This window comes from Candidimonas sp. SYP-B2681, from assembly GCF_003971065.1.
Classification (GTDB): domain Bacteria; phylum Pseudomonadota; class Gammaproteobacteria; order Burkholderiales; family Burkholderiaceae_B; genus Pollutimonas.
On record NZ_RYDV01000008.1, the window covers coordinates 169,644 to 193,328 of the forward strand.

The following is a 23,685-nucleotide window of genomic DNA, read 5'->3' on the forward strand; positions in this document are numbered from 1 at the left end:
ATGCTTTTGGCTTTAATTTGACTCCCGTCCCGCCGGTCTTCAGCCGGCGGGATGTTTTTATTCCGAGGAAACATCGTGGTTCAGGCCCTCCATCAATCAACCATCAAATCGCTACCCTTGCTTGCCCGTGGCAAAGTGCGGGACATGTATGCAGTAGGCGACGATAAGCTGCTGATCGTGGCAACTGACCGTATTTCTGCTTTCGATGTCATTCTCGATGATCCTATCCCTGGCAAAGGGCAAGTGCTTACCGAGCTGACCGAATTCTGGCTCGAGAAGCTGGCCCATATTCTGCCGACTCATTCCACCGATGTGGCGCCTGAAGATGTCGTGGCGCCAGACGAACGGGATCAAGTCGCAGGCCGGGCCATGGTGGTCAAGCGTCTTAAACCTATCATGGTCGAAGCCGTAGCGCGCGGCTACCTGATCGGCTCGGGCTGGAACGATTACCGGGCTAGCGGCAACGTCTGCGGCATTCGTCTACCGGCCGGACTGCAGCAGGCTAGCCGGCTGCCAGAACCTATCTTCACGCCAGCCGCCAAAGCGGAATTTGGCTCGCATGACGAGAATGTAGACTTCGATTACGTCGTAAGTCAGGTTGGAAAAGACCTGGCCGAGCAAATTCGTAGCGTGACCCTACGTCTGTATACCGAAGCTGCGGAATTTGCCGCGACCAAAGGGATCATTATTGCGGACACCAAGTTCGAGTTCGGACTCGACGATAAGGGTCAGCTGCATTTAATGGACGAGGTGCTGACTCCGGATTCATCGCGCTTCTGGCCAGCGTCCGAGTACGCCGAAGGCATCAGTCCACCGTCGTTCGATAAGCAGTTTGTGCGCGACTGGCTTGAAACCCAGGTGTGGGACAAGACTCCGCCAGCGCCAGCTCTACCCGCCGAGGTTGTTGAAAAGACCGCTGCGAAATACCGCGAAGCTGTCACGCGTCTCACGGCCTAGCCCGGAGCCGGATCCATGGCCACGGCGGTGATTCGGCACGCCAGCAAGATCTGACGCCTGGGCAAGTTAAAATAGAACTCCTTTGTGCGACCATAAGGTGAGCTGATATGGCTATATTTACTGATACTGATAGCGCTGGTCCAGCCGTGGTGGGTATTATCATGGGCTCGTCAAGCGATTGGGACATCATGAAACACGCGGTTGCCGTGCTTGAAGAGTTCCACGTGCCTCACGAAATGAAGGTCGTATCGGCGCACAGGATGCCCCACGATATGGTCGAATATGGCAACCACGCGGTTGACCGCGGCCTGCGCGCGATAATTGCAGGGGCGGGCGGTGCGGCCCACTTGCCGGGAATGATGGCGGCCCTGACGCCTGTGCCAGTCTATGGGGTGCCCGTGCCATCCAAATATCTGCGGGGCGAAGATTCGCTATTGTCGATGGTTCAAATGCCCAAGGGTGTGCCCGTTGCGACATTTGCCATCGGTGAAGCTGGCGCTGCCAATGCCGCCTTGCATGTCATCGCATGTTTGGCAACGACAGACGCTTCGTTATTGCAGAAGTTAATTGCCTATCGGGCACGGCAGACCGAAGCCGCAAGGGCCATGGCTGTGCCACCCCATGTCGTGATGTAAGGGCCACGCGCCGCCCTTCTACTTTTACGCCACTTTTTATTTTCTCTTTGCTGACAGGTTGTTTTCATGAATGAAGCCTCTATTCCCTTTCCGATATTGCCCGGTAATTGGCTGGGCATGATCGGAGGGGGGCAGTTGGGGCGCATGTTTTGCCATGCTGCACAAAGCATGGGCTACAAAGTTGCGGTGTTGGATCCCGATCCCCACAGTCCGGCCGGCGCTGTCGCCGATATGCATATCAAGACAGGTTATGACGACGTAAACGGCCTCGCGCAGCTGTCCGGCCGCTGCAAGGCGATCACAACCGAATTCGAGAACGTACCCGCCGAAAGTCTGCGCACACTTGCGGCGGCTTCGTTGGTAAGACCGGCGGCGCAAGCCGTTGCCATCGTTCAGGATCGCATACGCGAGAAGGCATTTATCGCCGACGCCGGGGTGCCGCTCGCGCCCTATGCCGCCATCCACACCGCCGACGACATCGCTACCGCGCCCGATACGCTGTTTCCCGGTATTTTGAAAGCGGCCCGTCTCGGTTACGACGGAAAAGGGCAGGCCCGCGTCGTGAATCGAGAGCAGGCGCTTCAGGCATTTGCTGACATTGGCGCAAGTTGCGTACTCGAGGCACTTCTGCCGTTGGCAAGCGAACTTTCCGTTGTCATGGCGCGCGGTGCTGATGGCCACACTGTCTATTATCCTTCTGCACAGAACGAGCATCGCGACGGCATACTGGCAGTCTCCACGGTGGATGCCTGGCCGCCTGCGCTGCCGATGGCCGCACAAGCGGCCAAAGCGGCCAAAGCGGCATTGGCGATCGCCGACGGATTGCAGTATGTGGGGGTCTTATGCGTCGAATTTTTTGTACTACAGGATGGCACACTGGTGGCCAACGAGATCGCGCCGCGCCCTCATAACAGTGGCCATTTCACCATGGACGCCAGTATCAGCAGTCAGTTCGAACAGCAAGTTCGCGTGACGGCCGGCTTGCCTTTGGGCAGCACAGCGTCACTTTGCCCTGTTGTCATGTTGAACCTGCTCGGCGACGTCTGGTTCGATCCGGCAACAGACACTATGCGCGATCCGGATTGGGCTACCGTGTTGGCCATCCCCGGTGTCAAATTGCATCTGTATGGCAAAGCTGAAGCGCGCCGTGGTCGGAAAATGGGCCATATCAATGTGCTCGGCGCCACGCTGGCCGACGCTAACACTGCCGCTGCGCAGGTCGCGCAAGTACTTGGTATTCCTTTCCAGTCATGAGCCATGCCATGACATCGGTCGATATAAGCCGTTTGTTGGCGCAAGGCGCGCAACGCTTGCTGGAAGGCGGTTTAGTGGCTTTTCCTACCGAAACGGTCTATGGGCTGGGCGCCGACGCCGAAAACCCTCAGGCCATCGCCCGTATTTACGCAGCCAAGGGGCGTCCTGCCAACCATCCCGTTATTGTGCATGTGGCACCCGATGCTGACCTGACTTACTGGGTAAAATCCGTGCCGGCCGAAGCGCGGGCCCTGATGCAAGCCTTCTGGCCAGGTCCGCTTACCCTTATCTTGCCCCGTGCCCAGCATATTCCCGCTGCCGTCAGCGGAGGCCAGGATAGCGTCGGCCTGCGTTGTCCCGCACACCCTATCGCCCAGGAACTGTTGCGCCAGTTCGCACGGCTCAAGCCTAACGGGCAGGGGGGCGTAGCGGCGCCTTCAGCCAACAAGTTTGGACAGGTCTCGCCCACACATGCCTCGCATGTGCGAGCCGAGTTCAGTGGACTGACCGAGTCTGAACTGATGATTCTGGAAGGTGGCCCAGCGCAAGTGGGTATTGAATCCACCATCATCGATCTCTCTCGCCTTGACCGCGGTATTGGCCCCGTGCTGTTGCGCCCTGGCCATATCTCGGCGGCACAGATCGGCGCTGTACTGGGTGCGGAACCGGCTCATCCGGACGCCTTCGCACCGCAGGTTTCCGGCTCTTTGAAAGCGCATTACGCGCCGCGCACTCCGCTATATGTATTGTCGACTGCGCAGCTCTTGAACCGTATTGAAAAGGAAAGGATTGCAGGTCGGGTAGCCGCGGTGGCCTTCCATCCCCCCGGCGATACTGCCAACAGCGATGTCGATTGGTACCCCTGCGCCGCTGACCCGCATGCTTATGCGCGCGACCTGTATGCGTTGTTGCGCGATCTTGACGAGCGCGGTTACGCCGCCATCTTGTTCGAGCAGCCCCCGCGGACCTTGGCGTGGCAGGCGGTTAATGATCGTATAGGCCGCGCCGCTGCAGCGTTCAGCTAAGGTGCTGAAACGCGTTCAGACGCCCAGATAACGCATCAGAACTTCAGGTTGCGCCGCCAGGATTTCACTGCGCTCGCTGACAACCAGACAACCCTTTTCAAGTACCACGCAACGGTCGGTGTGCGCCAGCACTTTGCGATAGTTGCGATCGACGATCAGGGTCGACATCCCGGTGCGGCGCACCTCGGCAATTATTCGCCAGATTTCGGCAATGATCAGAGGCGCCAGACCTTCGGTTGCCTCGTCAAGTATCAGCACATCGGGGTTGGTCATTAGTGCACGGCCTATGGCCAGCATTTGCTGTTCACCGCCAGAGAGCTGTTGACCGCCATGATCCAGGCGTTCCGACAGGCGCGGGAAGGTATGCAATATGCGTTCGTAGGTCCATTCCTTGCGGCCGTCAAAACCCGGCCGGGCAGCGACTTGCAGGTTTTCGCGGACGCTTAAATTAGGAAAAATTCCCCGCCCTTCGGGAACGTAGGCAATACCCAGGCGCGCTACCTGGTAGGGCTCGGCCTTCGTGCAATTTTTCCCGCGGATGCTGATGTCGCCACTGCTTGCTGCTACGTGGCCCAGGATGGTCCGGATGAAAGTACTTTTTCCCATGCCGTTGCGCCCCAGCAATCCTATGGATTCGCCACGGCCAATATCCAGGCTTACGCCCTGCAGTACGTGGCTTGCGCCGTAATGGGCATGCACTGACTGTGCCTGTATGAAGGGAGTCACTGGCCTTCTCCCAGATAGGCAGTCTGGACGTCGATATTGCTACGTATCGCCTGGGGTTCGCCATGAGCGATCACTTGTCCATTGACCATTACCGTGATTTCATCGGCCACCTTGAATACCGCGTCCATGTCGTGTTCGACCAGCAAGATGGCATGTTTCGTTTTAAGCGATGCCAGCAGGTCGAGCATTCTTTCGGTCTCTTCGGACCCCATGCCGGCCAATGGTTCGTCCAGTAGAAGCACGCTGGGCTGTGTCGCCAGGCTCATGGCGATTTCCAATTGACGTTTCCGCCCATGTGATAGCAGGCCAGCCGTTTGACGAACATCGGCTTCCAGGCCAGCCAGTGATATCGCCTGATCTGCCGCCTCGATGCTATAGCGGCAGTTTTTGGCGGGACTTGTCCAATTCCAGAATTTTTGAAGATTGGCCTGGGCAGCGAGCCGGCAATTTTCGTGGACGGAAAGGCTGGGGAATATCGTTGTTCGTTGGTAGCTACGGCCCATTCCGGCCCTTGCGCGGCGCGGTTGCGACCAGGACGTTACCTCTTGCTGCTGAAGGAATATAGTCCCCTCGTCGGGCGCCAATTCGCCCGCCAACACACTGACCAGGGTGGATTTGCCTGCGCCGTTAGTACCTATGACTGCGTGCAATGCGCCGCGCCTAAGGGTTAGGGAGACGCGATCGATGGCCGTGAGCCCCATAAAACGCCGGGTGATATTCTTCGCCGATAATAAAATGTCGCTCATGCTTCATCCTTGAGACGCTGCTGCGGCGGCTCGCATTGCCGAGCGCCGGCTGCGCCACTGCGCCGAGATCCCAATGAGGCCGTTCGGCATGATGGCCACGAGTGCCATGATGCTAAGGCCGAAGGTCAGATGCCAATGCGTGGCCAAATCGCCGAACAGGCTTTGAGACTGGAATGCTTCCTGCAAGAGTGTCAGGCCCGCGGCGCCCAGCACTGCGCCCCACAGGCGGCTGCTGCCTCCCAGGATCACCATGAGCAGCACCAGACCAGATTGCTCCCATGACAACAGCTCCGGGTTGACAAAGCCATCTTTCGACGCATACAGCAGACCGCTTATCCCGGCCAGGGCGCCGCCTATCGCGTAGGCGACCAGCTTGTAGTTAAAGGTTGAATAGCCGGCGCTGCGCATACGCAATTCGTTTACCTTGATTCCGGTAAGAGCGGCACCAAAACGGGAGCGCATAAGCATCGCCAGGAAGGCCCAGGTAAGCATCAGGCAGGCGAGGGTGAACAGGTAAAGGCGGTGTGGGGTATCAATGGTGAAAAATAGCCAGTCGCCCAAGCGCAGCTCCGGGCGGAAATACAAATAGATGCCATCGCTGCCGCCACCCACGTCGGTATCGTGGAAGACGTAATAGGCCATCTGCGAAAAGGCCAAGGTCACCATAATGAAATACACCCCCTTGGTACGCAGCGCCAGAGCCCCGGTAACCAGGGCGTAGGCCATGGCACTAAAAACGGCGCATACCATCAGCCATAGCAAGCTGCCCGCTCCGGATTCCGGCGACAGGAGGGTGGTCGTATAGGCCCCAATACCAAAGAAGGCGGCGTGCCCCAGGCTTACCAGCCCTGCGCCGCCAACGAGCAGTTGCAGGCTTAGCGCAAAGATGGAATAGATCATGATCTTGATGATAAGGCTGACGTAATAGTCGCCTATCATCAGTGGCAGCACGGCCACGCCGGACAAAACCCCGACTATGCACAGGGCGCGTAACATCGCTTGCATGAAATCAGCCTTGCTTGAAGAGCCCTTCGGGCTTGAACAGAAGAATGGCAGCCATCAGGACATAGATCAGAACGCCCGCGATACCTGGGAAAAAAACCTGGCCGAAGGTATCAACAAAACCGACCAACATGGCGGCCAGGAAAGCGCCCTTTATAGAGCCGATTCCTCCGATGACGACGACGACAAAACAGATAATAAGAACGTTGTTCCCCATGCCGGGGTACACGGACGATACCGGCGCGGCAATGGCGCCTGCAAGGGCCGCGAGCGCAACCCCGATGGCAAAGACAACGCGGTACAGGCGGTTGATGTCTACGCCCAACGAGCCAATCATCTCGCGATTGCTGGCGCCGGCTCGTATCATCATGCCAAGGCGGGTATGCCCCAGCACCCAATACAGAAGCCCGGCGACTAAAAGGCAAACAGCAGAGATGAAAAGCCGGTAAACCGGGTAGGTCATGACATCGCCCAGCGCTATGGAGCCAGCGAGCCAGGCAGGCGCCGCAACGCCGTGAACGTCGTTGCCGACGGCAATGCTGCGCAATTCTTCAAAGACCAGTATCAGCCCGTAGGTCATGAGCACTTGTTGCAAGTGGTCGCGACGGTAGAGAAAACTGAAGAAAGCCCATTCCAGAAAGTAGCCCAGCACAGCGGCGGCGAGCAGGCAGAACATGACGGTGACGAGAAAGCCTCCACCGATGTACCGGGCTACCAGGGGTTCAAGGGCGAAGGCCATGTAGGCCCCGATCATGTAAAAACTGCCATGAGCCAAATTAATGATACCCATGATGCCGAAAATCAGTGTCAGGCCGCTGGCAACCAGAAACAGCAACAGACCATATTGCACAGCATTCAGGCATTGAATCAAAAAGATGGCGGGGTCCACAAATGCTCCTTCGGTACGGCGACGGTTACAGGCGGCAGCCGCGTGCCGGATCGGCCAGCGCCTTGATGGCAACACCCTGGCTGACGTTCTGATCGCCCTTTACCTGGCGCAGGTAGATGTCCTGAATCGGGTTGTTCGCCTTGGATAAGGTGAAAGGACCGCGTGGACTGTCGATGGTGGCGCTGCTCATGGCGGTGCGCATGGCGTCTTTCTTGGAAGCATCGCCGTTGACCGCCTTCAGACCGGCAGCAAGCAACTGCGCTGCATCATAGCCCTGCACGGCATACACATCAGGCTGCATGGTAGGGTAGTTCTTGGAATAGTTTTCACGGAAAGCGTTGTCTCGCGGAGTATTCAGGCCATCGGCGTAGTGCAGCGTAGTGAACAATCCTTGTGCCGCGTCGCCTTGCGCCTTCAACGTGCCATCGGTCATGAAGCCGCTGCTCAGCAGAGGCACCGATTTCCCCAGGCCAGCGGCCGCATAGTCTTGCACGAATTTCACTGCTCCGCCGCCAGCGAAGAAAGTGAATACCGTGTCAGGCTTCAACGATGCCACTTCAGTGAGCAAGGGCTGGAACTCTACATTGGGAAAGGGCAGCGTCAGTTCCTTGATGACTTTGCCGCCTTGCTTCTCGAACGACTCTTTGAAACCCGCAATGGCCTCTTTGCCTGCAGCATAATTCCAGGTGATCGTTACCGCAGTCTTGTGTCCTTTCTCGTAGGCGACCGGACCCATGGCATAGGAAGGCTGCCAATTGGTAAAGGAAGTGCGAAAGATGTTCTTGCTGCACAGTGGCCCGGTGATGGCATCGGCCCCGGCGTTGGGAATGATCAACGTGGTATCGGAGTCTTTTGCTGCCTTGGCCAGTGCCATGGCGACGCCTGAATGCACCGTGCCTACCAATATGTCGACCTGGTCGCGCTTGATAAGACGATTGGCGTTATCAGGACCCTTGGACGGGTTGGACTCGTCATCAACCTGAAAGTATTCAAGCTCCTGGCCAGCAAGCTTACCGCCTTGTTCTTTTACATACAGTTTGAAGCCGTTCTCTATGGCTTGTCCCAGTGCTGCATACGTACCGCTGTAGGGCAGCATAAAGCCGACTTTTACGGTCGCAACTGCATTGCCTGACCCTAGCGCAAGCACGGCTGCGATGGCCGTGCCGGTGAATACTTGTTTCATATGTCTGCTCCTTGATTATTATAAAAATCACTGCATGGTGCGCGTTGCGCGGGGTAAGCGTAAGTCAAAGGTGGGCACGATCCAGCTTGGCAATGAAAGCGCTCAGTGCGCCGATAACAACGTCGGGCTGGTCCCGGTGCGGCGAATGGCCACAGTTCGGGATAATACAAAGCTCGGTCTGGGTGGCAATGCGTCGGATACCGTAGATTTGTTCCAACGAGCCATATTCATCGTTTTCGCCCTGTATCGCCAGCACTGGGCATTCAATGTCTTTCAGGAAAGGCTCAATATTCCAGGCACGGAAATTGGGATCAAGCCAGACGTCGTTCCAGCCCCAAAATGCGGAATCGGGATCACTGTGGTAACGGCCCAGTTTGCGAGGCAAATCCGTGTTTAGATACGCTTGCCTGGCATTTTCGATATTCGCTACCGTAACGTCTTCAACGAAAATATGGGGGGCAGCCACCGCAATCGCCTTGACTCTTTCGGGATACATCGCCGCATAAAGCACGGCAATCGATCCGCCGTCGCTATGTCCGAAAAGGACCGGGCGTTCATTTTCAAGGTCAAGGGCCTTAAACAGCGCGGGCAGCGCTTGGCCGGCCTGGGCATGCATGAAACTTACTGGCCATTTTTCTTCATGGGGGCGAGGCGTGCTTTCCCCATAGCCATAGCGTGAAAAGACCAGGCCTCGGCAATTTGCTGCGGCACAAGCCAGCGCGGGCCAATCTTTCCACATCGATACAGAACCCAGGCCTTCATGCAGGAAGATCAAAAGGTCTTTGTCGGTTTTATGAGGCTCTATCCATTGGCATTCAATCGTGATGTCGCGTCCGTCGCTGCCAGTAACCGGCACGAGCAGGGACGATGTATTCGCGATGGTCTGATTCATGACTTCTATTTGTTCAATTGCCGCAGTCGAAAGCGCTGGATTTTTCCCGTTGCGGTTTTGGGAAGATCCTCGAGGAAATGTATTGTGCGAGGATACTTGAAAGGCGCGAGATGTTGTTTAACATAGGCTTGTAACTCCTCGGCGATTTGCGGGCCGCCTGGCTGGCCGTCGCGCAATACGACATAAGCCAGGGTTTTGGTAAGCCCATCTTCGTCGGCCACTCCGATGACGGCCGCTTCCAGCACAGACTTGTGCTGAATCAGTGTGTTTTCAACCTCGACTGGCGACACATATTGCCCGCTAACCTTGATCATGTCGTCGCTGCGTCCGGCGTACGTGTAATACCCGTCAGCATCGCAACTATATTTATCGCCGCTTTTAAGCCATTGGCCTTGAAAGGTCTCGAGCGACTTGGGGCGGTTATTCCAATACAGCAGCGCAGCGCTGGGGCCTTTGATATATAGGTCGCCTATGGCGTTCGTATCGACGCGATGGCCCTGATCGTCGCGGAGCTCGACCTCATAGCCCGGAACTGGCTTGCCGGTGGTGCCATAGCGAATCTGACCTGGCTGGTTTGACAGGAAAATATGGAGCATTTCGGTGGAACCGATACCATCCAGAATGTCGCAGCCGAAATGCTGTCGAAAACGGGTGCCAAGGTCTTTGGGCAGGGCTTCTCCGGCCGAGGCACAGACGCGTATGGCGACCTGGTTCTTCTCAGGCAGTAGGGGCGAAGCCAGCATGCTGGCGTACAAAGTAGGAACGCCGCAGAAAATGGTTGGCCGGTGTTGAATCAGGCGCTTAAATACGGCTTCCGGTGTGGGCCGTTCACTCATCAGCACCGTCGTTGCACCGACTGTTAGCGGAAACGTGAGTCCGTTGCCCAGGCCGTAGGCAAAGAAGAGTTTTGCCGCTGAAAATACCGTGTCGTCTTCGACGATTCCCAACACTGGCTTGCCATAGAGTTCAGCGGTATACCAAAGGTTTGCATGGGTATGCACGACGCCCTTGGGCTGGCCCGTGGAGCCCGATGAATATAGCCAAAATGCGATTTCGTCTGACATCGTTGTGCAGACAGGCGATTCGTTTGCTGACGACATAAGCCGGCTAAGTTCGAGCAGGGGTGTCGGTAAGGGATCCGCCGGCTGCGAGACAACAATGTGCTTGACCTCGTGCTGCCCCTGATCCAAGGCTTGCTGAATAACTGGCAGCAGGGTGCCTGAAACGAACACCGCCTGGCTGCGACTATGCTTAAGGATATAGGCATAGTCGTCAGGGGTCAGCAGCGTATTCACGGCCACCGGCACGACGCCGGCATAGAGTGCGCCAAGAAACACTACGGGCCAATCAATGGTGTCATGCATCATCAGCAGGATGCGTTCTTCACGACGTATACCCAGATGTTGCAATAGCCCTGCGAACAGAATGATTTTTCGTGCCAGCTCGCCGTACGTCAGCGTATTGTGATCGTCGATGTAAGCTGGTTTGTGAGGACGTATGGCGTTTAATTGTATAAGGTGGGCAGCATAGTTAAGTTCGGATGGGCAGGCATCCATGGGTTGTCTCCAGACTAGTTATTGATGACACCAGAATCGTGGCTATGCCGATTATTCTTCGGTAAACCGGATCTGCCCTTGCGGTAGAAGATACAGGACCAGAGCCCGCCCACCGCTGACCGTCGGGCTGTGGACGGTATCGGGGCCATAGACCAGCCATCCAGCGGCTTGGCCGTCGAACTTCGCGGTGCTGTCCAATGGCATGATCAGGTCGATCTCGCCCATTGGATGGCAGTGCTGCGGGCCCGCCATGTCATGCATGTCGACTACATCGACGGAATATCCATTTAACGCGTCGAGCGGCTTGATGACTCGCCCGTAACGCAGGCCGCCGTGCTCGTACTTACACATCCACCCATCGTTGATACCGCTTTTACAGGCGGCCAGAATGCGTTGACAGGTTTCTCCGTCGTAGGGAAATGCTTGCTGCAGGCGCGCTTGCAACGAGGCGTCGAGCGGACGGCTACCTATTTCGTCGGTAACGGTTTTGATTATCTGCTGAAATTCGTCGACGCTGCCCATTGCCATCCTTTGCCGATTTAATATCTTTGCCCCTTGTCGCGTTGCTTGATCTGTGTCAAGTCACGGGCTACAGCCTGCAAATTAGGGCTTTTATTCTGGCAAGTCAAGCACTATAATGCATGTTAACCGTAAGCTTAGGGTTTTTCTGGGTGAATAAGAAAACGATGGATCGCAAAGCCGCCGTGGCGCTGTTGGACTCTGGTGCAGGTGTCGACTCTTATTTATCGTCGCTGGGCGAACGGGTAAGGCGCATGCGTGCCATCCGCGGCATGACGCGCAAAGAGCTGGCCGCATCGGCTGGCGTTTCAGAAAGGCATTTGGCGAACCTCGAGCTGGGCGTAGGCAACGTGTCGGTGCTCGTCCTCAGGCAAATTGCGCACGCTTTTAATTGCACAATGGCGGAACTGGTCGGCGATATCACTGCATCCAGCCCCGAATGGCTGCTTATCCGAGAGGTCCTTGAAAACCGCTCTGAACAAGAACTTCAGCAGGCTCGCGAAGCATTGGTTCAGCTGTTCGCAGACCCGGTTTCCGCTGCAGGAAGAAATAAACTTCATCAAATTGCCCTTATCGGTTTGCGTGGCGCCGGAAAGTCTACCCTGGGTCGGCTACTGGCTGCCGATATAGGCTACCCCTTCGTCGAATTGAGCGCCGAAATCGAGCGGGTGGCGGGTTGTGGGATTCTGGAAATCCATAGCCTTTACGGGCCTACCGCCTATCGCCGCTACGAAAGGCGCGCCCTCGAGGAAAGCTTGCAGCTCTATCCGCAAATGGTGCTGGCAACGCCGGGCGGGCTGGTATCAGAACCCGCTACGATGAATCTGATGCTGGCGCACTGCTATACCGTGTGGGTCAAGGCGACCGCTGAAGAACATATGCAACGCGTAATGGCGCAGGGCGACTTCCGTCCCATGGCCGGTAACAACGAGGCCATGGCTGACCTGAAGCGAATATTGGCCAGCCGTGCAGATTTCTACGCGAAGGCCGACTGGGTGTGCTCGACAAGCCACATAGATCTGCAAGACTGCTTTAACGCATTGCGTACTCATATTCGCCAAGCAGCGGGCATGCCCCTTTAAGCCCCTGGGTTCATAAAGCGCACTTTTGTGCATGTCTCGTTGACACTGGAATTTAACTGCAATATGATGCATGCATCGACTCGCGATGAGCATTATCCTTCAGCTAAGACCAGGAAGATCAACTTATGACCGCAGCCAGCTCGCTCGTAGACTTTCGCACCGATCCATCGCAGTACAAGCATTGGGCTCTTAGCTTCGACGGCGAAGTCGCCACCCTTGCGATGGATGTTTCTGAAGACGGCGGCATTCGCCCTGGCTACAAGTTGAAGCTGAATTCGTACGATCTGGGCGTCGACATTGAACTGCACGACGCGTTGCAGCGCATACGCTTTGAACACCCTGAAGTGCGTACGGTGGTGGTCACCAGCCTGAAGGATCGTATTTTCTGCTCCGGAGCCAATATTTTCATGCTCGGCTTGTCAACGCATGCCTGGAAGGTCAACTTCTGCAAGTTCACAAACGAAACACGTAATGGCATGGAAGACTCCAGCCGACACAGCGGACTTAAGTTCATAGCGGCACTGAACGGCGCTTGCGCCGGGGGCGGATACGAGCTGGCTCTGGCGTGTGACGAAATTCTGTTGATTGACGATCGATCGTCTGCCGTCGCCTTGCCTGAAGTCCCATTGCTGGGTGTGTTGCCAGGTACGGGCGGCCTTACGCGGGTTACCGACAAGCGCAAAGTTCGTCATGATTACGCCGATATTTTCTGCACCTTGGTCGAAGGAGTGCGGGGCCAGCGTGCAAAAGATTGGCGACTGGTCGACGACATCATCAAGCCGGCACAATTTCAAGAACAAGTCGCTAAACGGGCGGTCGAATGGGCCGCGCAGAGCGATCGTCCCGCGGGCGAGCAGGGTGTAAGCCTGACGCCGCTGCAACGCCTGATCGGCGATAACGACGTCGAGTACAACTATGTGCAGGTTCAGATTGACCGAGAAAAGCGATCGGCCACCTGGACGCTGCGTAGTCCCGAGGCGCCTACCCCTCAGGACATCAACGGCATACAGGCGCAAGGCGCTTCATGGTGGCCCATCCAGTTTGCCCGCGAGCTCGATGACGCAATCTTGCATATGCGTACCAACGAACTCGATGTCGGCACCTGGATCTTCAAGACATCGGGTAGCGCCGCCTTGGTGCTGGGTGTTGACGAAGTCCTGGAGCGGTTTGCGGACAACTGGCTGGTGCGCGAGACCCTGGGCATGCTGCGCCGCACGCTTGCACGCTTGGACGTCAGTTCCCGTTCCTTGTTTGCCTTGATCGACAGCGGGTCGTGCTTTGCCGGAACGCTATTCGAGGTGGCATTGGCCTGCGACCGTTCATACATATTGGACGATGCCGAATCGCCGCAGGCCGCCCACATAGCGCTCAACGGTTTGAATTTTGGTCATTACCCTATGGTAAATGGGCAGAGCCGCATAGACAGACGTTTCTACGAAGAGGCAGGTCCGGTGTCTGCAGCGCGTGGAGCCATAGGCAGTTTGCTGTCAGCCAGTGAAGCAGAAGCCCTGGGCTTGGTGACGTTTTCGCTGGATAGCATCGATTGGGACGACGAGATCCGCATTGCGCTCGAAGAGCGGCGGGCCTTATCGCCTGACGCCCTCACCGGGCTTGAGGCGAACCTGCGATTTGGCGGTACCGAAACCATGGAGACCCGCATCTTCGGGCGCCTTACCGCATGGCAGAACTGGATCTTCAATCGTCCTAACGCCGCCGGCGAAAAGGGTGCGCTCACGTTGTATGGCAAGGGCGAACAGGCAAGTTTCGACTGGAATCGCGTCTAGCGCCCTCGTATAACAGCATAAACATCCCTCAAGGAGCAGACATGTCAGGCATCAATTATTCAGAAAAAATTCCTAACAACGTCAATTTATCCGGCGATCGGGCCTTGCAGCGCGCGCTGGAACACTGGCAACCGAATTATCTTCAGTGGTGGCGGGAAATGGGTCCCGAGTCATCGCAGAATTTTGATGTATATCTGCGCACCGCAGTCAGTGTGCAACCCGATGGTTGGGCGCACTTCGATCATGTCAAGATGCCTGATTATCGCTGGGGCATTTTTCTGGCGCCCCAAGATGGCAATCGCAAGATCCATTTTGGGGAAAATGCCGGCCGCGATGTGTGGCAAGAGGCGCCCGGCGAACACCGCGCCAATCTGCGCCGCATCATCGTAACGCAGGGCGATACCGAGCCAGCGTCGGTCGAGCAGCAACGCCACCTTGGTCTGACAGCCCCGTCGCAATACGACCTGCGCAATCTGTTTCAGGTCAACGTGGAAGAAGGGCGTCACCTTTGGGCGATGGTGTATTTGCTGCACCGCTACTTTGGCCGCGATGGCCGTGAAGAGGCCGATGCCCTGTTGCAGCGGAATTCGGGTGACCAGGACAGTCCTCGTATCTTGGGTGCTTTCAACGAAAAAACACCGGACTGGCTCGCCTTCTACATGTTCACCTACTTTACCGACCGCGATGGCAAGTTTCAGTTGTGCGCATTGGCAGAATCCAGTTTCGATCCCCTCGCGCGGACGACCAAATTCATGCTGACCGAAGAAGCACATCACATGTTCGTGGGCGAATCGGGTGTTTCGCGCGTCCTGCAACGCAGCGCCGAGGTCATGAATCAGTTGAAAACTGAAGATCCCGCCGTATTGAGAGCCGCTGGCGTTATCGACCTGCCCACCATTCAACGTTATTTGAATTTCCATTACAGCGTCACGATTGACCTTTTCGGCGCGGATCAATCCTCGAACGCCGCCATTTTCTATAGTTCAGGCCTCAAGGGGCGCTACGAAGAAAGCAAACGCAGCGACGATCATCTTTTGAAGAACGACACCTATCGGGTGCTGGAGGTCGTTAACGGAGAATTGCGCGAAACGGAAGTTCCTATGCTGAATGCGCTCAATGAAGTCTTGCGCGATGACTTCATTAAAGATTCCATGGCGGGCGTGGGGCGCTGGAACAAGGTGCTGGAAAAAAACGGCATTGCGTTTCGTTTGAAGGTTCCGCATAAAGCGTTCAATCGCCGCATCGGGACACTGGCCGGCATTCGTGTGGCTCCCGAGGGCACGGTGTTGAGCGAAGAGCAATGGAAAACGCACGAGAACACGTGGCTGCCTACTGCTGAAGACCGTGACTTCGTGGCCTCGCTTATGGGTAGGGTGGTAGAGCCCGGCAAGTTCGCCAATTGGATCGCGCCGCCTGTTATAGGGGTGAATCGTCAGCCCGTCAATTTTGAATACGTCCGCTTCAATTAGTCAGCGCCAGCGTCGCCATTGAGCAACGCTGTGTACCCGCGAGATCTGGCGTCACCCCTTATCGTTTTTAAGGGGTGGCGCCGGTTCCAAAGAGACCGCCATGAATGCACTCGCCCCAGCCAAAATATTGAAACAGCATCTTATCGATCCGGAAATTTGCATACGCTGCAATACCTGTGAAGAAACTTGCCCGGTCGATGCGATCAGCCATGACTCGAATAATTACGTGGTCGATGCCAGCATCTGTAATCATTGCATGGCGTGTGTACCTCCTTGCCCGACAGGGGCCATTGATAACTGGATCAAGGTGCTGGCCGACAAGGCTTATCCGCTTGAAGACCAGTTCGCATGGGAAGCCTTGCCCGCAGAACAAGCGGACATCGATGCGGGGACGAACGAAGAAACCATCGAAGATACGTCTGCGGCGGCCGATGAGTCCGCCAGCAGCCAGGATGGTTTTGGGCTGGACGGTGTGCCATCAACGGGCGCCGGGTCCAGGATTGCACCTAAATCGGCGGCGCATCCCTACGTAAATTTGTACACGCACAAGAACCCGGTGACGGCGACGGTAGTCGGCAACTACCGCGTTACAGGCGACGCTACCGATAGCGATATCCGGCACATTGTGTTGGATTTCGCTTCAACGTCGTTTCCCATTCTGGAAGGGCAGTCAATTGGCATATTGCCCCCCGGAGCGGACAGTAGTGGGCGACCCTATCATGCTCGACAATACTCCATCGCCAGTCCGCGCGATGGCGAACGGCCGCGCTATAACAACCTTTCGATTACCGTTAAGCGAGTCACGAACGATTACGACGGAAACCCCGCGCAAGGTATCTGTTCCAACTACCTGTGCGACCTCAAAAAGAACGACACCGTGCAAGTGATTGGACCATTCGGCAATACCTTCCTGATGCCCAATCATGCCGACGCCAACATCATCATGATCTGTACGGGGACGGGTTCGGCTCCTATGCGCGCCATGACGGAACGATGCCGCCGCCTGTCGAAGGAAATGGCGTTCACAGGCAGGCTTATGCTTTTCTTCGGCGCGAGAACGCAGCGCGAGTTGCCGTATTTCGGCCCCCTGATGAGCCTGCCGCAGAATTTCATTGACATTAATCTCGCGCTGTCCCGCGAGCATGGCCGGCCAAAGCGCTATGTACAGGATCTGATCAAAGAGCGCGCCGACGATGTGTTCTCGTTGCTGGAAAGCGACAACACCTGTATTTACGTTTGCGGCCTGAAGGGCATGGAGGAGGGCGTCCTGGAGGCGCTCGAGCATGCTGCCAGGCAGGGCGGTAAATCATGGCCCGAAGTGCATGCCAGATTAAAAACGCAAGGGCGGCTGCACGTCGAAACCTACTAAACCTGACGAGCGTGCTCGCTACGCTGTTCTTAGGGTTAAACTTCCCGGCTAACAAGTCAGAGAGGCTTTCGGTGTGCCATGAAATTTAATGAATTTAAAATTGGAATGGTGATCAATCATCCGCCCATCGTTGTCGATGAGCAAGAGATGTTGGCATTCGCCAAGTCGTATGATCCTCAATGGTTTCATGTCGACGCTGAGCGCGCCGCTGAAGGGCGCTGGGGTGGCCTGATAGGCAGCGGCTGGCTAACTTGCAGCCTGGCAATGCGCATGGCGGTAAACGCCGCATTAAGCGATTCAGAATCGTTCGGTTCGCCGGGTCTCGAGAGGCTAAGATGGATGGTGCCGGTTCGCCCTGGCGACGCTTTGCGCCTGGAAGCCACGGTCGATTCAGTGCGCACATCGTCCAGTCGCGACGACCTGGGCATTATGCGCTGGTCGTGGCGGGTGTTCAATCAGCGCGACGAACAAGTGCTGGATGTCGAAGCAACCAGCCTGTTCGATCTGGGCCAAGCGTAACGCGGAGGCGGCCTGCTGATTTGCCGCCGGAATACCTCCGGCGGCTTCCAACCCAGTTTTTAGAAGAACGCCTGTAGTCCAGTCTGGGCACGGCCCAGGATCAATGCATGCACGTCATGCGTACCTTCATAGGTATTGACCACTTCCAGGTTCACCAGATGCCGGGCAACGCCGAATTCATCTGAAATACCATTGCCGCCAAGCATATCGCGGGCTAGACGGGCGATATCCAATGATTTGCCGCAAGAATTGCGCTTCATCATAGAGGTGATTTCAACGGCGGCAGTGCCTTCGTCTTTCATGCGCCCAAGGCGCAGGCAGCCTTGCAGGCCCATCGTGATCTCGGTTTGCATGTCGGCCAGCTTTTTCTGAATAAGCTGATTTGCGGCGAGCGGGCGGCCGAATTGTTTGCGATCCATTGTGTACTGGCGGGCGGTATGCCAGCAGGACTCGGCCGCGCCCAGTGCGCCCCAGGCAATGCCGAATCGTGCGGAATTCAGGCAGGTGAAGGGACCGCGCAGGCCGCTGACACCAGGCAGCATTTGGTCGGCGGGGATTTCGACTTCATCCATGACTACTTCGCCGGTAATCGAGGCACGCAGGCCTACTTTGCCGTGGATCGTTGGCGCAGAAAGACCTTTAAGGCCCTTGTCCAGAATGAATCCACGGATTACGCCGTCGTCATCGCCGCCGACTACCTTAGCCCATACAACGAATACGTCGGCGATGGGCGAGTTCGTGATCCACATTTTGCTGCCGCTCAGCTTGTAGCCGTCGGCGGTTTTGACGGCACGGGTTTCCATGCTGCCTGGATCAGAGCCATGGTTAGGTTCGGTAAGGCCAAAACAGCCTATCCATTCGCCACGTGCGAGCTTAGGCAAGTATTTGCGCTTTTGTTCTTCGCTGCCGAATTCATTGATGGGCACCATAACCAGCGAGGATTGCACGCTCATCATGGAGCGATAGCCTGAGTCGACGCGTTCGACTTCGCGTGCGATCAGGCCGTAGCTGACGTAGTTCAGGCCTGCACCGCCGTATTCTTCGGGAATGGTCGCGCCCAATAGACCAAGTTCGCCCATTTCGGAGAAGATGGCTGGGTCGGTCTTTTCGTGACGGAAGGCTTCGATCACGCGTGTGGCTAGCTTGTCTTGCGCATAGGCCTGGGCGGCATCGCGCACCATGCGTTCTTCGTCAGTAAGCTGGGCATCCAGCAACAGGGGGTCTTGCCAGTGAAATGATGGGGCTGCCGACATAATGGGCTCCGAATCGTATAAGTTGGAAATAGGGGTCATCATGCCTGCGTATGCAGGCATGATAGGTACGTTAGGCCTGGGCGGCCTGCGCTTGTTCGCGTATCTTTTGCAGTGTCGTCGAAGGCGAAATGGTTTCGGGGTCGATCAGGCAATGCAGGATGGCCGGCTTTTGACTGGCGACGGCGCGTGCAAAAGCGGGAGCGAATTGGTCAGTGGTTTCTACCCGCTCGCCATGTCCGCCGAAAGCCGCGGCGTATGCCGCAAAATCGGGGTTTTGCAAAGCCGTAGCGGACGGGCGCGCCGGATAGTGACGTTCCTGGTGCATCCGTATGGTGCCGTACATGCCATTATCGATAAGGATCACGATAATCGGCAACTTATACTGTACAGCAGTGGCGAATTCCTGGCCATGCATCATAAAACAACCATCGCCGGCAAAACATACGACGGTTTTTGACGGATCAATGCGTTTTGCTCCCACAGCTGCAGGCAGGCCGTAGCCCATGGAGCCTGAAGTAGGGGCGAGCTGTGTGCCATAGCGTTTGAACGGATGGAAACGGTGCAGCCAGGTTGCATAGTTACCCGCACCATTGCACATGATGGCATCCTCGGGCAATGCCGTACGCAGATAAGACATGACCTGACCCATCTGCAACGTACCCGGGTGTCTGATTTCTGTGGGGTCGGTCCAGGACAGATAGCTCGCCCGCATGACATCTAGCGAAGGAGCCCAGGCCGCAGGTTGAGCGGGCTGCAAAGCGCTAAGGGAATCGGCAAAGGATGCAGGCGACACGTTAATGGCCAGGTCGGCGCGATATACGCGGTTTAATTCGCCGACATCGGGATATACATGAACCAACGTTTGCGCAGGTACAGGAATGTCGAACAGCGTGTAGCTTTGGCTGGCAATTTCCGACATGCGGCCACCAACCAGCAGAACCAAGTCGGCTTCCTTAATGTATTGCATCAGTTCTGGATTACTGCCCAGGCCCACATCGCCAATGAAACACGGATGGTCAACCGAAAATAGCATTTGGCGGCGGAACTGAACGGCGACCGGCAAACGGTAACGGGTGGCGAACTCGGCAAACTTGTCGACCGCAGCCTGGTTCCAGCGTGTGCCACCCAGGATGGCGACGGGCTTCTTGGCTTGGGACAGTTGCTTCGCAAGGGCGTCCAGTTGTGCAGTGGTAGGCGCGCTATCGACGACCTCGTAGTGCGGGGCGTCGCAGACTTCCGCATATTCTACCAGCATGTCTTCCGGCAACGCGATCACGACTGGTCCGGGGCGTCCCGACGTGGCTACATGAAAAGCGCGTGAAATAATTTCGGGTATACGTTCAACTTGATCGATTTCCGTGACCCATTTGGCCTGCGTGCCAAAGACGGCGCGATAATCCATTTCCTGAAAGGCTTCGCGCTCCCGCATGCCGCGTTCGATCTGGCCGACGAACAGAATAAGGGGGGTGGAATCTTGTGACGCAATATGCACGCCCGCCAGAGCGTTCGAAGCGCCGGGGCCTCGGGTTACCATGCAAATGCCGGGTTCCCCCGTGAGCTTTCCATGCGCATCGGCCATCATCGCGGCCCCGCCTTCCTGGCGGCAGACTGTGACCTGAATCGCCGCATCGTGCAGGCCATCGAGCACTGCCAGATAGCTTTCACCGGGAACGCAAAATACGTGTTGAACGCCTTGTGCAATCAGTTGATCGACAAGAATATGGCCACCCAGACGTGGGCGAAGTGCGGAGTTTGAGCTTGCTTTCATAGGGGATGAGGATAATGTGCGTTGGCGGCACAACGCAATTGATAAAATTGCACAATGTCTTGCCTATTATGCAAGACCTTAATGCAGCGGTTCGGAATGTTCGATTCTACCGCTCATACTCTTTTCGCTACAGGACCAGGCACGATGAGACACGGTATTCCGAATTTAGGCGCTTTACAGGCGTTCGAGGCGACGGCGCGGCTTGGATCATTTTCTCGTGCGGCAGAAGAGCTGTCCTTGACCCACAGCGCGGTTTATCGCCAGGTCACCGGCCTTGAGCAACGACTTGGCGTTGAGCTTCTGACTCGGGTCCGACGCCGTGTTGCTGTCACCAGTGCAGGTGCCGAGTATGCTGCTCGCGTGCGCCACCATTTGGAACAGCTTGAGAAAGACACGCTGGGCCTGATGTCGCGCTCAGGTATGGGGCGCAGTCTGCATATCGCGGTGTTGCCCACGCTGGCGACCACGTGGCTGGTGCCTCGCCTGCCCGATTTCCAGCGTTTGCATGGCGACATTGCCGTCAGCTTGTCGGTACGTACTTTACCGTTTCATTTCAATGACCACCCTTTCGACGCCGCTATCTATCATGCCGAGCAGATCTGGCCGCAAACGGCCGGGATCAAGCTGTTCGAAGAAGGCGCGCTGTTGCCCGTCTGTACGGCCGACGTTCTTGCCAGCGCAAGCGATGCTCCCGATCCGATGTCGTGCCTTACGCATTTGCACATGTCGTCACGGCCGGATGCCTGGCGCCAGTGGTATCAGGCGCAGGGCAGGGAATACGTGCCCTCGATAAGTGCTGGGCCGCGGTATGAACTGTTCACGATGACACTGGCCGCGGTGAAAGCGGGCATGGGCGTGGCTCTGGTACCCCGATTTCTTGTGCAAGACGAACTTGAAGCAGGGCGTCTACTGGCCCCGGTAGAAGGCGTCTTGTCAGTACGAGAGTCATACTTTTTCAGCTACCCGGTGGCTTCTGAGCGCAGCGAAGCATTGTTGTCGTTCGAAACCTGGCTAACCGGCATTACGCAATCGCTCCAGAGGTGAAATCGTGAACTACCTAATACGCCGCGCCCTGCGGCTGGCGGCCAGCGGTATGGTATGCATCGCCTGTTCAGGGCCGTGGCAGGCCACATTGGCGTTCGACCCAATGCCGTCTACCAGCGTGCAGGACATCAATCCCGAAGCGGCTTCCCGCTCGCTCGTACGCGGACAGGGTGTGGCGCGGGCGCCAAGCTTCATGGTTAGCAGTGCGAATCCATTGGCCACTCAGGCGGGCGTCGACGTTCTAGCTGAAGGCGGCAGCGCCACTGACGCAATCATTGCTACCCAGATGGTGCTGAATCTGGTTGAGCCGCAATCTTCGGGTATAGGCGGCGGAGCGTTCATCGTGGCCTATGATGCCCAGACGCAGATTGTGCAAGCTTACGATGGTCGCGAAACGGCCCCTTCTGCAGTACGCAGTGACCGCTTCATGAAAAATGGCAAAGCGATTCCTTTCTGGGAAGCGGTCAATAGCGGTAGATCCGTCGGAACCCCCGGCTTGATAAGCGTATTGGCGCTGATGCATGACCAGCATGGCCGTTTAAGCTGGGATCGCCTTTTTGCGCCAGCCATTGCCCTTGCTGAACAAGGGTTTCCCGTATCGGACCGATTGCATACGCTGCTGAAAAAAAACAATGGCTTGCGTGACCAGGCTGACGCTGCGGCATATTTTTACGACGCCAGTGGAGAGCCCTGGCCGGTGGGCCACAGGCTTGTCAACGAGCCCTTGGCACAGGTGTTCCGGCGTGTCGCCCGAGAAGGGCCTGCGGCCTTCTATGAAGGGGATATCGCGCAAGACATGGTGAACGCCGTCGCGGCGCACGCCATACCCGGGGATCTGACCAAAAAAGACTTGGCGAATTATCGGGCGCTCGAAAGATCGCCGTTATGTGCACCCTATAAGCTTTATATCTTGTGCGGCATGCCGCCACCCAGTTCGGGCCCGCTGACCGTCATTCAGATGCTGGAGATCCTCTCGCATACGCCCATTGCGAATCTGCCTCCGGATTCCTTGGAAGCCGTGCATTACTTTTCTGAAGCGGGCAAACTGGCCTATGCCGATCGAGACGTATATGTTGCGGACCCGGCTTTTATCAATGTGCCCGTCAAGGCTCTTCTGGATCCTGGCTACCTGGCGCTGCGCGCCGGCCTTATTCGTCCCGAAAAGACGATAGGTCGGGCACCGCCCGGGGACCCCGTGGGGATGTTAGCCATGCGCGGCGAAGACGCGTCACCTGAACTGCCTTCTACGTCTCATCTGGTGGCGGTCGATGCCAAGGGGAATGTTGTGTCGATGACCAGCACGATCGAATCGGCGTTTGGCAGCAAGATTTTCGTGAATGGATATCTGCTGAATAACCAACTGACGGATTTTTCACTGGTCAATACCGACGCATCGGGCAAACCGGTGGTCAATCAACTAGAGCCTTTGAAGCGTCCGCGCAGTTCGATGTCGCCGATGATCGTACTGAAGGATGGTAAGCCGATTCTGGCGATAGGTTCGCCGGGAGGCAGCGCGATCATCAACTACGTGGCGAAAACGTTGCTGGGTGTGTTGGAATGGGGATTGAATATTCAACAGGCGATCGATCTGCCAAACCGAGGAAGCCGTAATTCTTTCACGGAACTCGAGAAGAATACGTCGTTACATGGTTTGGCTACGGATTTGCGAAAGATGGGGCATGAGGTTCGTGAGGTCGAATTCCCTAGTGGATTGCAGGGGATCATGCTGACGCCGGATGGCCTGGAAGGTGGCTCGGATCCACGACGCGAGGGTGTGTCGGCCGGTGGGTGATGTGGGGTTTCTTTTTTCGATGTTCGGCTCTTTTGACTGTCCACGAATTTTGTAGAGACTGTCCATAATCATGGGTTCGATCTCGGATTATGTTGGTTTTCCGTTTCTTAAGAGCCGTCGTGCCTGGGGCTGGGTGCGCTAGATTCGCCCGGCCCTGGCTTCGCCAGCGCTGCCCGCATTACCGGGCCATTGCGGGGCGTCCGCGAACTCGCGGCGCTGAC

At 56.6% G+C, this 23,685-nt stretch carries 21 protein-coding genes; 11 read left to right on the forward strand and 10 right to left on the reverse strand.

Going from position 1 to position 23,685, the window contains the following annotated elements; translation table 11 throughout:
• The first annotated feature begins 75 nt into the window (after positions 1–75).
• The 4 genes from EKL30_RS16610 (at position 76) to EKL30_RS16625 (ending at position 3,871) form a co-directional block, all read left to right on the forward strand.
• Positions 76–957, forward strand: a complete 882-nt coding sequence (locus EKL30_RS16610; protein ID WP_126708353.1) for a phosphoribosylaminoimidazolesuccinocarboxamide synthase — start codon at positions 76–78, stop codon at positions 955–957.
• Positions 958–1,064: 107 nt separating this feature from the next.
• Entirely contained in the window at positions 1,065–1,592 is a 528-nt protein-coding gene (gene purE, locus EKL30_RS16615; RefSeq protein ID WP_199748595.1) for a 5-(carboxyamino)imidazole ribonucleotide mutase, read from the forward strand.
• Positions 1,593–1,658: 66 nt separating this feature from the next.
• Complete coding sequence (locus tag EKL30_RS16620) at positions 1,659–2,846, forward strand: 5-(carboxyamino)imidazole ribonucleotide synthase (protein WP_126708354.1); 1,188 nt, start codon at positions 1,659–1,661, stop codon at positions 2,844–2,846.
• Between the two features lie 8 nt (positions 2,847–2,854).
• Positions 2,855–3,871, forward strand: coding sequence for an L-threonylcarbamoyladenylate synthase (locus EKL30_RS16625; protein WP_126708355.1), 1,017 nt, complete (start codon positions 2,855–2,857; stop codon positions 3,869–3,871).
• Positions 3,872–3,886: 15 nt separating this feature from the next.
• Here the strand turns inward: EKL30_RS16625 and EKL30_RS16630 are convergent, their stop codons facing one another.
• The 8 genes from EKL30_RS16630 to EKL30_RS16665 form a co-directional block, all read right to left on the reverse strand.
• Positions 3,887–4,597 carry an ABC transporter ATP-binding protein gene (locus EKL30_RS16630; protein WP_126708356.1) on the reverse strand — a complete coding sequence of 237 codons (711 nt, stop codon included), beginning with the start codon at positions 4,595–4,597 and terminating at the stop codon, positions 3,887–3,889.
• Complete coding sequence (locus EKL30_RS16635) at positions 4,594–5,343, reverse strand: ABC transporter ATP-binding protein (protein ID WP_126708357.1); 750 nt, start codon at positions 5,341–5,343, stop codon at positions 4,594–4,596. The genes EKL30_RS16630 and EKL30_RS16635 overlap by 4 nt, the downstream gene beginning before the upstream one ends.
• A gap of 3 nt (positions 5,344–5,346) precedes the next feature.
• Entirely contained in the window at positions 5,347–6,339 is a 993-nt protein-coding gene (locus EKL30_RS16640) for a branched-chain amino acid ABC transporter permease (protein WP_370246282.1), read from the reverse strand.
• Positions 6,340–6,352: 13 nt separating this feature from the next.
• A complete protein-coding gene (locus EKL30_RS16645; RefSeq protein WP_126708358.1) occupies positions 6,353–7,234 on the reverse strand; it encodes a branched-chain amino acid ABC transporter permease in 882 nt (293 codons plus the stop codon).
• Positions 7,235–7,259: 25 nt separating this feature from the next.
• Entirely contained in the window at positions 7,260–8,417 is a 1,158-nt protein-coding gene (locus EKL30_RS16650; RefSeq protein ID WP_126708359.1) for an ABC transporter substrate-binding protein, read from the reverse strand.
• A gap of 64 nt (positions 8,418–8,481) precedes the next feature.
• Positions 8,482–9,309, reverse strand: coding sequence for an alpha/beta fold hydrolase (locus EKL30_RS16655; protein WP_126708360.1), 828 nt, complete (start codon positions 9,307–9,309; stop codon positions 8,482–8,484).
• Positions 9,310–9,314: 5 nt separating this feature from the next.
• Positions 9,315–10,865, reverse strand: coding sequence for a benzoate-CoA ligase family protein (locus EKL30_RS16660; RefSeq protein ID WP_126708361.1), 1,551 nt, complete (start codon positions 10,863–10,865; stop codon positions 9,315–9,317).
• Between the two features lie 51 nt (positions 10,866–10,916).
• Positions 10,917–11,387: a DUF4863 family protein gene (locus EKL30_RS16665; RefSeq protein WP_126708362.1), complete on the reverse strand. Its 471-nt coding sequence runs from the start codon at positions 11,385–11,387 to the stop codon at positions 10,917–10,919.
• Between the two features lie 164 nt (positions 11,388–11,551).
• Here EKL30_RS16665 and EKL30_RS16670 point away from each other — a divergent pair, with 164 nt between their 5' ends.
• From EKL30_RS16670 to EKL30_RS16690, 5 genes are all read left to right on the forward strand, one after another.
• Positions 11,552–12,466, forward strand: coding sequence for a helix-turn-helix transcriptional regulator (locus EKL30_RS16670; protein WP_126708386.1), 915 nt, complete (start codon positions 11,552–11,554; stop codon positions 12,464–12,466).
• A gap of 125 nt (positions 12,467–12,591) precedes the next feature.
• Positions 12,592–14,250, forward strand: coding sequence for a 2,3-epoxybenzoyl-CoA dihydrolase (gene boxC / locus EKL30_RS16675; protein ID WP_126708363.1), 1,659 nt, complete (start codon positions 12,592–12,594; stop codon positions 14,248–14,250).
• A 41-nt stretch (positions 14,251–14,291) separates the two neighbouring features.
• Positions 14,292–15,719: a benzoyl-CoA 2,3-epoxidase subunit BoxB gene (gene boxB, locus EKL30_RS16680; RefSeq protein ID WP_126708364.1), complete on the forward strand. Its 1,428-nt coding sequence runs from the start codon at positions 14,292–14,294 to the stop codon at positions 15,717–15,719.
• A 100-nt stretch (positions 15,720–15,819) separates the two neighbouring features.
• Positions 15,820–17,088 (forward strand): benzoyl-CoA 2,3-epoxidase subunit BoxA, encoded by a 1,269-nt coding sequence (gene boxA, locus EKL30_RS16685; RefSeq protein WP_126708365.1) that lies wholly within the window; start codon positions 15,820–15,822, stop codon positions 17,086–17,088.
• Between the two features lie 78 nt (positions 17,089–17,166).
• Positions 17,167–17,607, forward strand: a complete 441-nt coding sequence (locus EKL30_RS16690; RefSeq protein ID WP_126708366.1) for a MaoC family dehydratase — start codon at positions 17,167–17,169, stop codon at positions 17,605–17,607.
• Positions 17,608–17,666: 59 nt separating this feature from the next.
• On the opposite strand, the gene EKL30_RS16695 is transcribed toward EKL30_RS16690, so the two are convergent.
• Both EKL30_RS16695 and EKL30_RS16700 read right to left on the reverse strand, forming a co-directional pair.
• A complete protein-coding gene (locus tag EKL30_RS16695) occupies positions 17,667–18,860 on the reverse strand; it encodes an acyl-CoA dehydrogenase (RefSeq protein WP_126708387.1) in 1,194 nt (397 codons plus the stop codon).
• Between the two features lie 70 nt (positions 18,861–18,930).
• On the reverse strand, positions 18,931–20,628 hold the full coding sequence (locus EKL30_RS16700; protein WP_126708367.1) for a thiamine pyrophosphate-binding protein: 1,698 nt from the start codon (positions 20,626–20,628) through the stop codon (positions 18,931–18,933).
• Between the two features lie 144 nt (positions 20,629–20,772).
• Between EKL30_RS16700 and EKL30_RS16705 the strand changes: the two genes are divergently transcribed.
• Positions 20,773–21,672, forward strand: coding sequence for a LysR substrate-binding domain-containing protein (locus tag EKL30_RS16705; protein ID WP_126708388.1), 900 nt, complete (start codon positions 20,773–20,775; stop codon positions 21,670–21,672).
• Positions 21,673–21,721: 49 nt separating this feature from the next.
• On the forward strand, positions 21,722–23,464 hold the full coding sequence (gene ggt, locus EKL30_RS16710; RefSeq protein ID WP_126708389.1) for a gamma-glutamyltransferase: 1,743 nt from the start codon (positions 21,722–21,724) through the stop codon (positions 23,462–23,464).
• Positions 23,465–23,685: the final 221 nt, after the last annotated feature.

Bases quoted from the DNA above. Each gene is read 5' to 3' on its own strand.
- purE (WP_199748595.1), top strand. From the start codon at position 1,065: ATGGCTATATTTACTGATACTGATAGCGCTGGTCCAGCCGTGGTGGGT.
- EKL30_RS16620 (WP_126708354.1), top strand. From the start codon at position 1,659: ATGAATGAAGCCTCTATTCCCTTTCCGATATTGCCCGGTAATTGGCTG.
- EKL30_RS16625 (WP_126708355.1), top strand. From the start codon at position 2,855: ATGACATCGGTCGATATAAGCCGTTTGTTGGCGCAAGGCGCGCAACGC.
- EKL30_RS16635 (WP_126708357.1), bottom strand. From the start codon at position 5,343: ATGAGCGACATTTTATTATCGGCGAAGAATATCACCCGGCGTTTTATG.
- EKL30_RS16640 (WP_370246282.1), bottom strand. From the start codon at position 6,339: ATGTTACGCGCCCTGTGCATAGTCGGGGTTTTGTCCGGCGTGGCCGTG.
- EKL30_RS16650 (WP_126708359.1), bottom strand. From the start codon at position 8,417: ATGAAACAAGTATTCACCGGCACGGCCATCGCAGCCGTGCTTGCGCTA.
- EKL30_RS16655 (WP_126708360.1), bottom strand. From the start codon at position 9,309: ATGAATCAGACCATCGCGAATACATCGTCCCTGCTCGTGCCGGTTACT.
- EKL30_RS16660 (WP_126708361.1), bottom strand. From the start codon at position 10,865: ATGGATGCCTGCCCATCCGAACTTAACTATGCTGCCCACCTTATACAA.
- EKL30_RS16665 (WP_126708362.1), bottom strand. From the start codon at position 11,387: ATGGGCAGCGTCGACGAATTTCAGCAGATAATCAAAACCGTTACCGAC.
- EKL30_RS16670 (WP_126708386.1), top strand. From the start codon at position 11,552: ATGGATCGCAAAGCCGCCGTGGCGCTGTTGGACTCTGGTGCAGGTGTC.
- boxC (WP_126708363.1), top strand. From the start codon at position 12,592: ATGACCGCAGCCAGCTCGCTCGTAGACTTTCGCACCGATCCATCGCAG.
- boxB (WP_126708364.1), top strand. From the start codon at position 14,292: ATGTCAGGCATCAATTATTCAGAAAAAATTCCTAACAACGTCAATTTA.
- boxA (WP_126708365.1), top strand. From the start codon at position 15,820: ATGAATGCACTCGCCCCAGCCAAAATATTGAAACAGCATCTTATCGAT.
- EKL30_RS16690 (WP_126708366.1), top strand. From the start codon at position 17,167: ATGAAATTTAATGAATTTAAAATTGGAATGGTGATCAATCATCCGCCC.
- EKL30_RS16695 (WP_126708387.1), bottom strand. From the start codon at position 18,860: ATGTCGGCAGCCCCATCATTTCACTGGCAAGACCCCCTGTTGCTGGAT.
- EKL30_RS16700 (WP_126708367.1), bottom strand. From the start codon at position 20,628: ATGAAAGCAAGCTCAAACTCCGCACTTCGCCCACGTCTGGGTGGCCAT.
- EKL30_RS16705 (WP_126708388.1), top strand. From the start codon at position 20,773: ATGAGACACGGTATTCCGAATTTAGGCGCTTTACAGGCGTTCGAGGCG.
- ggt (WP_126708389.1), top strand. From the start codon at position 21,722: ATGGTATGCATCGCCTGTTCAGGGCCGTGGCAGGCCACATTGGCGTTC.